Source organism: Dechloromonas aromatica RCB (assembly GCF_000012425.1).
In genome coordinates, this window is the sequence record NC_007298.1 from 1,669,899 (window position 1) to 1,682,823 (window position 12,925).

Annotated in this window: 13 protein-coding genes; 3 read left to right on the forward strand and 10 right to left on the reverse strand. The window is 55.7% G+C overall.

The features are described 5' to 3' along the window. Positions 1–220 precede the first annotated feature (220 nt). Positions 221–1,510, reverse strand: a complete 1,290-nt coding sequence (locus DARO_RS08030; RefSeq protein ID WP_011287315.1) for a porin family protein — start codon at positions 1,508–1,510, stop codon at positions 221–223. A gap of 263 nt (positions 1,511–1,773) precedes the next feature. On the opposite strand from DARO_RS08030, the gene DARO_RS08035 reads away from it, so the two are divergent. The 3 genes from DARO_RS08035 (at position 1,774) to DARO_RS08045 (ending at position 4,926) form a co-directional block, all read left to right on the forward strand. Beyond that, entirely contained in the window at positions 1,774–2,385 is a 612-nt protein-coding gene (locus tag DARO_RS08035) for a transglutaminase-like cysteine peptidase (protein ID WP_011287316.1), read from the forward strand. Between the two features lie 133 nt (positions 2,386–2,518). Then, complete coding sequence (locus DARO_RS08040; protein ID WP_011287317.1) at positions 2,519–4,615, forward strand: HD domain-containing phosphohydrolase; 2,097 nt, start codon at positions 2,519–2,521, stop codon at positions 4,613–4,615. Positions 4,616–4,620: 5 nt separating this feature from the next. Then, positions 4,621–4,926: a hypothetical protein gene (locus DARO_RS08045; RefSeq protein ID WP_011287318.1), complete on the forward strand. Its 306-nt coding sequence runs from the start codon at positions 4,621–4,623 to the stop codon at positions 4,924–4,926. A gap of 222 nt (positions 4,927–5,148) precedes the next feature. Here DARO_RS08045 and DARO_RS08050 read toward each other — a convergent pair whose 3' ends face one another. From DARO_RS08050 to DARO_RS08090, 9 genes are all read right to left on the reverse strand, one after another. Further along, positions 5,149–5,598 (reverse strand): TlpA disulfide reductase family protein, encoded by a 450-nt coding sequence (locus DARO_RS08050; protein ID WP_157037284.1) that lies wholly within the window; start codon positions 5,596–5,598, stop codon positions 5,149–5,151. A gap of 41 nt (positions 5,599–5,639) precedes the next feature. After that, on the reverse strand, positions 5,640–6,467 hold the full coding sequence (locus tag DARO_RS08055; RefSeq protein ID WP_011287320.1) for an ABC transporter permease subunit: 828 nt from the start codon (positions 6,465–6,467) through the stop codon (positions 5,640–5,642). Then, a complete protein-coding gene (locus tag DARO_RS08060) occupies positions 6,468–6,956 on the reverse strand; it encodes a hypothetical protein (RefSeq protein WP_011287321.1) in 489 nt (162 codons plus the stop codon). A gap of 2 nt (positions 6,957–6,958) precedes the next feature. Continuing rightward, on the reverse strand, positions 6,959–7,813 hold the full coding sequence (locus tag DARO_RS08065; RefSeq protein WP_011287322.1) for an ABC transporter ATP-binding protein: 855 nt from the start codon (positions 7,811–7,813) through the stop codon (positions 6,959–6,961). A gap of 109 nt (positions 7,814–7,922) precedes the next feature. After that, the gene (locus DARO_RS08070) at positions 7,923–8,906 is read right to left on the reverse strand and encodes a NapH/MauN family ferredoxin-type protein (RefSeq protein WP_011287323.1); all 984 of its coding nucleotides are present in this window, start codon (positions 8,904–8,906) and stop codon (positions 7,923–7,925) included. Beyond that, positions 8,903–9,775 carry a 4Fe-4S dicluster domain-containing protein gene (locus DARO_RS08075; RefSeq protein WP_011287324.1) on the reverse strand — a complete coding sequence of 291 codons (873 nt, stop codon included), beginning with the start codon at positions 9,773–9,775 and terminating at the stop codon, positions 8,903–8,905. Before DARO_RS08075 ends, DARO_RS08070 begins: the two co-directional genes overlap by 4 nt. Then, the gene (gene nosD, locus DARO_RS08080) at positions 9,772–11,130 is read right to left on the reverse strand and encodes a nitrous oxide reductase family maturation protein NosD (protein ID WP_011287325.1); all 1,359 of its coding nucleotides are present in this window, start codon (positions 11,128–11,130) and stop codon (positions 9,772–9,774) included. Before nosD ends, DARO_RS08075 begins: the two co-directional genes overlap by 4 nt. A 5-nt stretch (positions 11,131–11,135) precedes the next feature. Further along, positions 11,136–12,110 carry a hypothetical protein gene (locus DARO_RS08085; RefSeq protein ID WP_157037161.1) on the reverse strand — a complete coding sequence of 325 codons (975 nt, stop codon included), beginning with the start codon at positions 12,108–12,110 and terminating at the stop codon, positions 11,136–11,138. Between the two features lie 89 nt (positions 12,111–12,199). Next, the gene (locus tag DARO_RS08090; RefSeq protein WP_011287327.1) at positions 12,200–12,925 is read right to left on the reverse strand and encodes a c-type cytochrome; all 726 of its coding nucleotides are present in this window, start codon (positions 12,923–12,925) and stop codon (positions 12,200–12,202) included.

Below are 12,925 nucleotides of genomic sequence, written 5' to 3' on the forward strand. Positions count from 1 at the left end.
TGTAGTACCCGATCGCATTAATGCAAGTCGGTATTTTTACAGTTTTGTCAACGCATATTTTGGGCCAGAAGAAAATACCTCTATTAATCATGCTGTTGTGATTTTGAATGGATTTTTGTGTAAGAAATCCTGACGTTTCTTTGTGATGGTCGATTCAAATAAATTCAGAGCGTAAAAAAGGCGCCGATTGGCGCCTTTTTTGGGAGTTGGTATTTCTAGATCAGAACGAGCGACCGATCGAAACGCCAGCGATTTGACGGCTGTAAGTGTAGATGCTGACATTGGAGTTGTTCTCCGTTTTCTGCCAGCTGCCAGACAGACGCCAATCCTTCGCGAAGCCTTCCTTGAAGTTGTGGCCGAAACCGACTTCGTAGCGTTTTTCGTATTCGTCGCGGGCGAGGGCAAATACCGGCTCAACACCATCAAACTTGGTGTCTTTGTAGCTGTAGCGACCATAAACATTACCGTTTTGCCAAGCAACTACATTGGCGCCAACGAAGGCTTCCCAACCATCATTGCTGTAACGGCTGGCCGAGGCATCTTCCATGAAGACGTGCAGGCCGCCTTGAAGCGCCAGCTTGCCTTGCAGGAACAGGTGGCCATAGGAAACGCCGGTAGAGTAGTAGTTGCTGTCGCGGCCGACATCGATAGTGCGATCAAAAGCCTTGTTCAGCACCAAAGCGTCCCAGGTCAACTCGCCATTCTTGAATTGCAAGGTAACCGTCGGAGAAAGCGAGGTGTAGACGCCAAGGAAGTTGCCGCCCAGCCACAGGCCATCAACCTGCAGGTTGAGTTTGGCGCGCCACTTGTCCGGGGCAATAAGGACAGGACCGGTCGATAGGCTGAGTGCGGTCAGATTGAAATCAGTCACGCTGAAGTAGTTCTTCTGATAAAGACCAGCGCTGGTCTGCCAGAGGAAGCGGGTTGCTGTTTCACCGAGTCGCACAACGCTCGGAGAGTTGTAGGTATGAGTAACGCCAGCCTGAATAACGGAAGCCCAATCGTGCTTGGGAACAGAACCCGGGTCGAGAATCAGACCACCGGGAAGAATGGCGCCGCCGGGACCCACGTTGACGTTGGAGTCGTATTGAGCCCCAAGAGAGATGGAGCCTTCAAACGTATGCGGCTTGGCGACCAGTGCAACTTGGTCACGCTTGATCTGGGCAAGGAAGGCCAGCACGGCGAGACGAACGTTTTCCGGGGTCTTCGGGTCGTCAAGAACCTTTTGCGCCTGCTGGTTGGCTTGGTCGTAGTTCAGCGCACGATAGTAGGCGACGGCCAGTTCAAGACGGGCACGATTGAGTGCAGGGTTGTTGCTCAGAACTGTTTCGAGGGCTTCGATGGAGCTGAATACTTGCCCTTGCTCGCGCAGGAAAATGCCTTCCTTGAACAGCTTCTCGGTATCCACTGCTTCCTGGGCGGTTGCAGAAGAAAGGCCGGCAAGAGCCAGCATCACTGACAGGCAGGTCAGTTTCAGGGAGCCAGTGGTTTCTGCTTTGTGAGCATTCATGTATCGTACCTCTGTCGAATATTGCGGATATGTAACCAAATGTTAGTCGGCCCGATTGTAGCGGCTGCGCTTAGCTATGTCTTGAGCCGGATTGGTGCTGAAGATTTGAATTATTGATCTGTCGTGTTTCTGCAACTGTAAGATTTTTCGACACGCTTGAAATATTTGATCTTTTGGTTAGATTCGTCGTAATTCTGTGCCTGGTCGGTCATTACTGAGGCGGTTTTGTGCGTTTCCGCAAGAACTCATGGTTTGGAGTCCTGATGATTTTGCTTGGGGTTGGCTTCCCCTCGGCAGCCGTGTTTGCGCAGAATCAGGCAACAGAAGGGAAACTGTTTGGTACACGCGAGGAGCGCAAGGAAGGCTTTGCGATTTTCCCGCAGTGGGTTTCCGTAATGCGACGTCATGCTGAAGATCGTCCGACGCCGGAAAATTGTCCGGCTAACTTGTGCAAGGTCTCTGATTGGCTGCAATTGATCGCCTCTCTGCGCGGACGTTCTGCCCGGGATCAATTGGTCGCAGTCAACGAGTTTGCGAATCGCTTCCGCTACGTTCAGGATCAGGATAATTACGGGCGTTCCGATTACTGGGCCATTCCTCGAGAGTTCCTGACTTTCGGCGGGGATTGTGAAGACTTTGCCATTATCAAGTATTTCTCACTGCGACAACTTGGGATACCGGCAGAATCAATGCGGATCGTTGTTGTGCAGGATGCCAACTTGCGCATTCCCCATGCCATCTTGGCGGTTTATACCCGTGACGATATTCTGATTCTGGATAATCAGATTCCGGAGATTATTTCGCACCGAAAGGTAGCGCATTATGTGCCTGTATTTTCTCTAAATGAGCGCAATTGGTGGATGCATTTACCATGATTGCCAATTTTTTCATGTCATATATTTGTAGTTGTGTCACAAATTGTCGGCGTTCGTCTTGTGCACCTGCCTCGGCAAGTTTTTGTGTTTCGCCGGGCGAGAGTAAATATGTTGTTCCTGGGGCTGAAATATTATGAAAATCACCAATTTGCGTACTAATCGGGGGCCGGCAATCCTTGGCTTGATCATCCTGCTGGCCGGGGGAATCTGGTCGGTCGTTCACTACGCGGCAAGTGAAAAAGAGCGTGACCTTCGCGCTTGGGAGACCTTGCTTGGCGTGGTCGCAGAGAGCCGTGCACAGAGTGTCAACCAGTGGATTGATGCTCAATATTCGGTGGTCAGGGAGTTGACCGAGAACGCTTCGCTCCGTTTCTATCTGTCGCAGACGGCTGCAGGGGAAACCGGCGATTCACAGGAAACTCAGGCAGCGCAGACCGGCTATTTGCGTAATCTTCTTGAAACGACCGCCGAGCGAAGCGGATTTTCATCGCCCTCCAGGCAAGCAAAGGTTCAGGCCAATATTGCGTCAGCCTCCGATTCCGGCCTTGTCATCATCGACAAAGCCGGCAAGGTAGTTGTCGAAACCTCGGGCTTTCAAAGCGACGAAACCCTGAAGGCGACGGTACTGCGCGCTATGGAAAGCGGGAAACCGACCTTGCAGGATTTATATGAGAATGGGCGAGGCGAAGTTGTGGTGGGGTTTGCCATCCCCGTATTCGCTGCCCAAACCGGTGCCTCAGGACCACAACCCATTGCTGCTGTGGCAGGTGTCAAGCGGGCTCGTGACGAACTATTTCCTTTGTTGCTGAGAAAGGGAACGCTGACTAGTGCTGATGAAACCTTGCTGGTCCGGCGCGAGGGTGACGCCATTGCATTCGTATCGCCATTGGCCGATGGGACTGCGCCCCTGCGCAAGCGAATCTCGTTGTCTACGGCAAATTTGGTTGAGGCAGAGGCATTGGGCAAGCCGGGGGGATTTTCGCTGAAGCAGGATTATTCCGGCCGGGAGGTGCTGATGGTTAGCCGGGATTTCCGTCAGGCTCCATGGGTTCTTGTCCAGAAAATTGACGCGTCCGAGGCGCTCAAGGAATCGCGGGATCATCAACGCTTTCTCCTTGTTTCGCTGATTTTTGGTGTTCTGGTGATTACAGCCGGCCTGGTCGCAGCGTGGTGGCATGGCGCCAGCGTCAAGGATCGTTCCATTGCCGAAGCACTCCGCGAAAAGTCTATCGAGTTGGCAACCCAGTCGGCCCTATTGCAGAGTGTTGTTGATGGCACGCCGGATCTGGTCTTTACCGTCGAGCAGGATCAACTGAAATTCTGCAACAAGGCGTTTGGTTCTCTGGTTAACGAGGCCCCTGATGCGCTCCGTGGAAAGACGCTATCCAGTATTATCGGCCCGGCAACCGCACACCGGATCGAGGCTGTCGTGGCTGAAAGCCGAAAAACCTCAAAACCTGTTTCACGGATGCTGGATCTGGAAGCCGGTGCAATGGCCAGGCATGAATATTTCACGGCATTGCCAATATCAAGTGCTGATGGATCAGCCCTCGTGCTTTGCCTTGCCCGTGACATGACAGCCGAGCAAGAGGCACAGAGCAAACGGCAGGCATTGATGAAGCAGATCGTCAGTGTTCTGACATGCATCGTCGATTCCTATGATCCCTACTGTGGTGAGCACTCGACGCGGACGGCGCTGGTGGCCGGGGCCATCGCCCGCGAACTTGAACTGGACGATGCTGCGGTCGAGGTGCTGGATATGGCCGCCAAGCTTGCCAACGTCGGCAAGATGTTCCTGCCGAGAGAGTTGCTGACCAAGCCAGAACCGCTGACCACCGAGGAACAGCAACTGATGCATTCGCATGTTCAGCATTCCGTCGAGGTGCTCAAGGCTATTGATTTTGAGGGGCCGGTCATCGATGTAATTGCCCAGAAAAGCGAGCATCTTGATGGCACAGGCTATCCGGCTGGGCTGAAAGAGCCGGAGCTCCTGCTGGAAAGCCGGATTCTGGCTGTAGCCAATGCATTCGTCGCAATGGTCAGCGCTCGGGCCTACCGTGCCGGGGTGCCGATGGAAGAAACACTGGATAGGCTGTTGAGCGAGTCAGGCAGCAAATATGATCGCCATGTTGTCGCAGCCTTGTTCCACGTGGCCGAAAATAGACCGGAGTGGATTTCGTGGTCCTCTCCATCATTAAAGACAAGCAGCGCGGTAGCTAGCGGGACTTAATCGACGTGAAATTACAGCATCTCGCCATTGGGGCACGCTTCGAATATGAGGGCTTGGTTTATGTAAAAACCGGCCCACTCACGGCATCCTCGGAGTCTGGCGGGGCGCGTATCATTCCTCGTTACGCGACCTTGAAGCCCGTCGAAGCTCCGCTTCATCAGGAAAAGCGACTTGATTTGGCCAGACGCGACTCGGGGGCTGTACGCGCTGCCTTCGACGTCTTTTATGAAACCTGTAATCGGCTGCTTGATGAGGGCCAGCGTGAGGCGCTGGCAAAGGCGCGGGATGACTTTCTGGCGGCGCTTGGGTAGCGATTGGTACTCGGGGCGTCGTCGAAAGTGCAAGCGGGGAAGAGCTAAGCCTTCCCCGTTTCTTCGTTACCTGATAACGATCAGAAGTTGATTCTGACCCCGGTGATCAGGGGGCAGTTTTCGAAACCGATGTTGTCGGCTGGCTTCCATGGTTTGCCCGGCATTGGCGATACTTCATACGGTTTGAAGCCGACGGGGCTGTAAGCATGGCCATCAGGCAGCCTATTTCTTCAGCAGCATGTCCTGCACAGCGTCGAAATCAGCTTTTTTGACGATGCCCATCTTCCTTTGCACAACTTGACCGTTGCGGTCGATAAACAAGGTGTAGGGTAGGCCGGCCTTGGTGTTGCCGAGGGCCTGCATCAGAGGGATACCCTTGTCCTTGGCAACAAAAACTGGGTAGTCCATATCGTAAGCCTTGGCAAACTCCTTGGCGGGTTCGGCATTATCCTCGATGCCTATACCGAGCACTTCGACCTTGCCTTTGTGGGCGGCTCGAAACTTGATCAGTTCAGGAATTTCGACGCGGCAGGGGCCGCACCAGCGCGCCCAGAAATTGACGACCAGTGGTTTCCCCTTGTAGCGCTCAAGCGCGACTGGCTTGTCGTCGACATCATTGAGCGTGGCAGCGAATAGCGGGGCAGATGAGGGTAACTCGTCAGCTGCAGCCAAGCCGGAAAACAGGCAAAAAATCAAACTCGCAGACAGTTTGCTCAAGGCAGGTCACCACGGCGGAAGATGAAGTAGCCGATGGTAGCACTGACGAGACCGAGCGCCGCAGGGTAGGCCAGCGCGAAAATTTTGTAGCCGGTCGCGCCGAACAGATCGAGGATGACGTAAGCCGAGGGGCCGAGGACGATCAGTTGCGGGTCGAACAAGGCCAGCGCGGCGGTGCGGAATACCTGTAGCGGATTGGCCAAGGCCAGCGTGACGGCGATTTCCGGTGATACTTTGCCCTGGATCATCACGCCGAGCAGAATCAGGTCGAGGAAAAGGAGCAGGAATAGCCAGACCATGAAGGCGGCGCCTTGAGCCATGTCGGTGGTCCGGGCAACCGAGGAGATCAGCATGCCAATGCCGAGAAAACACATGGCCATGACAGCGAGCAGGGCGGTGTAGTAGCCGAACATGTCCCACGGCACTTCTATGCCCTGAATGCTCGCCCAGATCACGGCGCCGAGCATGGCCAGGAAAACCGGCGCGAAGACGACGATGTAGCGGCCGACGATCTTGCCCCAGAACCAGGCCGACAGCGACACCGGCAGCGAGAGCAGGTATTCAAAGACGCCGGCCTCACGGTCGCCGGCCACGGAGCGCACCGTCGTGATCAGCACGAAGATGGGCAGGATGGCCATGGTGAGCTGGATGTAGGTGACGAGCAGGCGGGACAGGCCGATGAAGCCGAGGACGCGCGATTCGGTCAGGCCGAACAGGAAGAGCAGGGCGACGATGCCGCCGAAGACCAGGGTATAGATCTGGAACCAGCGAGCACGCAGGGATTCGACGATATCGAGTTTGGCAGTGAGCCACAGTTGTTTCATTTACTTGCCCTTGGCCAGCACGTGCTGGCGCATGTCGGTGAAATCGAGGCTGCCAGGCATCGGCATCGATACGGCAGCGAAGTTGTAGCCCATCGGGGAGGTTTTGCCGATGAAATAAGCTCGCTTGGGATCAAGCCAGTGCATCTCTTCACGGCTCTTGCTGTCGAAGTCGGCGATCCAGATTTTGGTGGCGGCATCAGCCAGCCATGGGTATTTTTCGGCCTTCTCCTTCAGCCAGAAGGCGAGGCAGCCGGGGTCGTCGAACTTGAAAACTGCATTGTCCGGTCCGCCACGAACCTGGCAAGCAAAACGGCGGTCGGAAATGACCATGCTGCAACGGGTGCAGGTATCCCGATCCCACTTTATCTCTGCCATACCATCCGGCCAGTTATCTTTTTTGCAGCCGGATAGGATGGCGGCGAGCGGCGTCAGTAGCAGGCCGCCAATGCCGAGGCGGCCGATAAGCTGGCGACGATGCTTGTCACACATGCTCAGTTCTCGGAAAGCGAAAGGTCGCTGACCAAAGCGGTGTAACGGGAAATGATGCCGAGAAAACGCAGGCGGTCTGGCCCGGCAATTTCACCTTCCCATATCAGCTTGCCTTCGTCGCGGCTTGCGATATTCCAGCCGTCCAGAGCCTTGGCAAAGGCCGGTTCAAACCGGCTGAGCGCGATGCGGCAGGCCAGCTTGGCGGTCAGCGTCACGGCATCCGCAACCTTGTCATCGAGGACGACTTTACCCATGTCCATTTCAATGACGCGATTGACCAATGCCGACACTTCGTCGAGGCGGTGGCTGGAGATGATCATGGTCGCATCGTCCAGACGTTCAGCCAGCAGGTCGAAGAAAATCTTGCGAGCTTCCGGGTCGAGATTGGCGGCGGGCTCGTCCATGACCAGCACCTTGGCGTCACGGCCGAGGGCGATGGCGATCAACAGCTTCTGTTTCATGCCGCCGGAGAGGCGGACGAATTGGCGAGCTAGGATGCTTTCGACATCGAGGCCAAGGCGCTTGGCTATGCCATGAATCCGTTGTGGATCTGTGCCACACAATGAGGCCGAGAAATCAATCAACTGGCCGACCGGCATCTTCAATGGTGGGGGCAGCTGCGGCACGAAACCGATAGTGCCGAGTACCGCTGTACGGTTGCTGCGCGGATCGAGGCCGTTGATGGCGACGCTGCCGTCATGAGTGTACTCGCCGAGCAAGCAGCGGATCAGCGTGGTCTTTCCGGCGCCGTTGGAGCCGATCAGTGCGACCCGCTCGCCAATGGCGATGTCGAGGCTGATGCCGTCGAGCACGCGGGCTTTGCGGAAGGTCTTGGCAACGTTATTGAACTGGATCATGGGGCCAAATTATAGGGGGCATGGTGATGGTCGACATTGGACTTCGATCAAAAATCCGTAATCTCGCTCAGCTTTGCCTGGCCTGCCATTCGGCAGGCCAGGGCGGTGCTCAGGCCAGTTTGGAAAGGCCCTTGACCTCGAAGGTGAGTGAGCCGGTCGGGCAGGCATCAACACACAATCCGCAGCGCGTGCAGTCCGGTCCGATGGGCACTTCCGTTTCGACGGCGCGTCCTTTGATCACCGTGTCCAGCACATGCGGAACCAGACATACCTTGCGACAATCGCCTTCGTGGAAGCAGCCGTCGAGTTTGTACTTGATGCGCACCGGCGAAATGATGCCGACGACACCATAGGTCAGGCCGATTGGGCAGGCGTAGCGACACCAGGCACGGCGTGAGAAAAAGACTTCAAAGAAGAGCAGGGCCAGTACCCAGAGCAGGGCAAGACCCGGGCCGTAGATCAGGGCACGGGAGAGAATGCCGGTCGGCGAGATGGCTTCATAGACCGTGTAGCCGGTGCCCAGAGCAAGCAGGGCGAAAATAACCCAGAAAACAGTGCGCAGGCGGCGGTCCATGGTCTGGTCTGTGACCAGTTTTTTCTTGGCCAGGAAGAGATGGATTTTCTCGGCCCACTCAGCCAGCAAGTGATAGGGGCAGACCCATGAGCAGAAGGTGCGCCCGCCGAGCAATCCCCACAGCGCTAGCACGGTTCCCGTGCCGATCAGCAGGTTGTTGATAATGTGCTTGTGGGCCAGCATCACCTGCAGGGCTGAGTTGAGGTCGATCAGGTGGAAGCCGACAAAGCGCGATGCGGTCAGCGCGCCTTCGAGAATCTGAATGTCGAGGCCAAACGACAACGTGAATAGAAGATTGGCACATATCAGCGTAATCCATCGGCGATTGCGCCACTTGGTTGATTTTTCCTCATGCGCTCGCAGGTGGGTTTTGACGGCTTGCAGGTCAGCCTTGTTGGTCATGCGCTTGAGCTCATGAACCTGCATGGCTTTCTCGCTGATTTGCTGGGGTTTGCTCGGCTCGGCGCCAAACATTACCTTGATCTGTTCAAAAAAGCGGCGTTTTAGTAGAGCGCTCATACTTTCCAGACCTCCCCAGCTTCGACAGTAATGCAACCGGGTTCAACCGGGCAGACCATCTCGCAGACGCCACAGCCGACACAGGGTTCGTGAATCACCGGTGATTTGCGCTTGCTGCCGTCGGGGGCAAATACGGTTTCGATGGAAATGGCTCCCTTGACCGGGCATTCGCGAACGCAAAGATCGCACTCAGCCACATCATAGGGGTGGGTGCTGATTTTGACCGGCTTCCACCGGTCGACGTCCATGTAACGCATCTGCCCCTTGAAGTCGGGGCCGCGCGTTTGACCCTTGAAGCCTTTGCCCTGAATGGCCAGGCAGGCTTCGGGACGGGTGAGGCGGGCAACACCAATACGCTCATGCAGATTGAGTGTCGGCTCCTCATCCTTTTCTTTGGCGAGCAGGATTGGCTTCGCAGCCAAGGCAGCGCCGGGGCGAACTGGCAGAAATGCCGGTTTGTGGTACGTCAGCGAACCGGTCGGACAGGCGAGAATGCACTGCACGGCATCGCACGAGAAGTCGCAGGCCTGATTGCGCGGATCGATGTACGGTGTGCCGACACCAACCCCATCAACGAGATCTGCCAGCTTGATGGCCTGGACAGGGCAGACCTGAACGCACTGCCCGCACTTGATGCAACTGCCAAGAAAGTCTTTTTCATCAAGAGCCCCTGGCGGGCGCAGGCGTTTTTTCTTTGAATAAACGAGGGGCAGAAAACCGGACATCGCTGCACCCAGCACGCCGCCAGTCAGCAGGATGGTGCGTAACACGCGGCGCCGGTTGGTTTGACGTTTGGCAATGGACACTGCTGGCGTTGCATCGGATACTGATTTCCGAGGCGCATCGCCGCTGTTCTCGTTCTCGCTCATGATCGTGCCGTTCTTTCAGGTTTGATAAAGCGCGGTTTTTCATCGCGCAGGATCAGGTCCGGTGTGGAGAAGGGGGCCAGGCGTTCAAGAAAATCGAGGAGTTCCATGACTGGCGAACTGCGGAAAAAGCGAGCAACCGGCAGTTCCATCCAGATTTGATCAGCATAGGCATACAGCTCATGGGTTTTGTCGCCGAAGCCGTCTCCGTTGCGATCGAAGCCTTGATAATCGTCCCAGTAGTTGCCGATCCAGACGTTCTTGGGGCTATTGTTGTTGTCGCCATGACCTCCGTAGGCGACCTGGGTCAGGTTGCCTTCAAAGATATTGTCGACCATGTTGTTGCCGCCAGTTTCGCTGTTGAACAGGATGCCGGTACCGTTGTAGGCGAAGCGATTGCCACGGATTTCGATGGTGCTGTCGGGTTGGAAGGGGGACAGGTCGGAGCCGATGCCGACGCCGCAATAGATGATCTCGTTGTTTTCGATGATCGTGCCGGAGGCTTCCTTGAAGCCGATACCCATGCCGGTGGCGCCGGTGGCGTGGGAAATGACATTATTGCGGACAACACCGCCTTCGGTGTACATGAAGTAAACACCGACTGCGTTGTCATAAAACTCGTTGCGCTCGACGACGTTGTCGTTGGCGAACATGAAATGGATGGAGTAACGGCTACGTTTTCCCAGGTTGTCGCGGAAAACATTCTTGTTCGAGTACCAGGCCACCATGTCGCGTGAGTCGATGATCTGGTTCTTCTCGATGGTGTTGTCATTGCTGTACCAAAGACGCAGGCCATCGCCGCGGACGCCAAGTTCGCGGTCCTTGGAGCGGATAGAGTTGCCGCGAATCAGGTTGTTGTTTGACTGTTTGAGGTCGAGGCCGAACAAACAGTTGTCCATCTCGATATTCTCGATGGTGTTGTGGTCACCGCGAACATCAAGACAGGAGTCATCGGTGTCATGCGAGTCGCCGGAACCCGTCAGGTGCAGGCCTCGCACCACCGTGTTGCTGGCGTTGAGCATCATCACCGTGCCACGGTCACCGGCATCGATCGTCACCTTGCCGCCACCGTCGATGGTCAGCGGCTTGTTGATGGTGACCGGGCCGGCATAGTTGCCCGGCGGGGGCTTGAGTACCGAGCCTGGTTCGGCGCGGTCAACCAGATCTTGAAATGGCTTTAAGCCATGTACACGTTTATCACGTTCGTGCAGCATGAACGTCGGCTTGGGGCGATCGACATCGGCACGGGCGCCCATGCCGGCAGGCAGTTCAGATTGCTGTTCAGTGTTGCCAGTGCTCAGAACCAGTAGGAGTGCGGTGGCCAGGCCGAGCCTGGCCAGATTGTGCAGGGAACTCACACTGATTACTCAGCAGTGCCTTCGCGCAGTTGTTTGCGGCGCATCAGCAGGGCTAGCATCATACAAGCAAATATTGCCACCAGCAGGCCATAGCCCCAGTAGGGATAAGAGAAGGTTGAGAACTGGGCCACTTTGCCTTCGCCGAATACGGTAGGCATGAAGGGCTTGACGGTAAAGGCGCCCCATGGGTGCATGTTGTGGCCAAAGAACCACAACCAACCAGCATAGGTGATTACAAAGAAGACAGGCAACAGGGCCGGTACCAGTGCGAGCAGTAGTTGGAAGGAGCGAATTTTGGCCGTCCCTGCAATAACGATTCCCATGACCGCAATCAGGCCGAAGATGACAATTTTCGAGACGTTGCGGACGTTGTCGCCCCAGGCGCTGATTCGCTCCATATCCTTGAAGAAGGTGCCGGATTCCTGCATGTACGCCTGAACGTGGCTTTCCAGATGGCCCAGTACGAATTGATCAACAATCATCCAGGCGGCGACAGCAGCGAAACCAGCGGTCAAAATCAATAAACGCGGTTTTTTCTTGGCCATGGTGAAGGCCAGCATCATGACGGCGAAGAAGCCGAAGAAGAATTTGGCCAGCGGTTTTTCGACGGGGGCACCAGTAGCGATCGGGAACATGCCGACATAGTGGTTGATGGTGTTCATCTCATGAACGCAATCGAGCCCTTCAGCGCCTTTGTCTACATTTTTTGCTGCGTCGGTAATCGGGTTGTAGCGCTCGTCGGTATCCTCCAGATCCTTTTGGATGATCTCGCTAGCCATACGGCTACCTTTGCCGGCCGCTTTGCAGCCGTTATAGACGCCATCGAAATGGAAATGGATGCGGATACCATCAGGGAAGGCATCGGGGGGATAATTGGGGGCGGTCAGCGAAACCCACCAGATCGGGGCGAAATAAGCGGCGACCAGGCAGATCAGGGAAATCAGGGTCAAGCCACCGATAATTTTATTTTGTTTTTCCATTTTGCTGTTCTCTGTCATCAATTGCCCCGGCTTGGCGTCGGGGATGTGGTTGCCTGCGATTGCAGGCAACCTTTTCAGCCTACTTCAGATTACTTCTTTTTTCCGGCCTTCGGCTTGCACATCGCACCCGGCATCACCATGCTCGACTGGTAGGCGGAGATGGCGATCAACTGCTGGTTATCGTACTTCTTGATGATCTTGACCATGTCCGGATTGGCGTTGCGGCGCTTGCCATCACGGATTTCAGTCATCTGACGCAACAGGTACTTGTAGTGCTGGCCGGCGATTACCGGGTAGAACTTTTCCTTGTTACCTTCGCCGGTCTTGCCGTGGCATTCCAGGCATTCCTTTTCATACAATTCCTTGCCCTTGGCGATCTGCATGGCTGCATCAGCACCTTCATACTTGCCATGCTCGAGTGGAATGCACAGGCTGTTGATGTAAGCGGCTGCATCAGCCAGTTCCTGTGGATCGGTCAGGGTGGAGGCAAACGGATACATGGTCGGATTGTCGCGCTCGCCGGAGCGGATGTCGGCCATCTGCTTGATCAGCACCGTAGAATGTTGACCAGCCAGTTGCGGGAAGGTGCCATCAGCTCGGCCTGCGCCGGAGGGCAGGTGGCAGGCGCCGCAAATCTCATAGACTTCCTCGCCATTCTTGACGTTACCCTTCTTGTGCAGGGCTTCCATCTTTTCGCCACCTTCGGCGTTCCACTTGTAGTCCTTGCTCTCGATGCCTTCCTTGTGTGGTGCCGGTGGGCCGGCGAAGGCGACGCCTGCGCTGAGCAGACCGATCAGCAGAAGTGATGCTTTCAT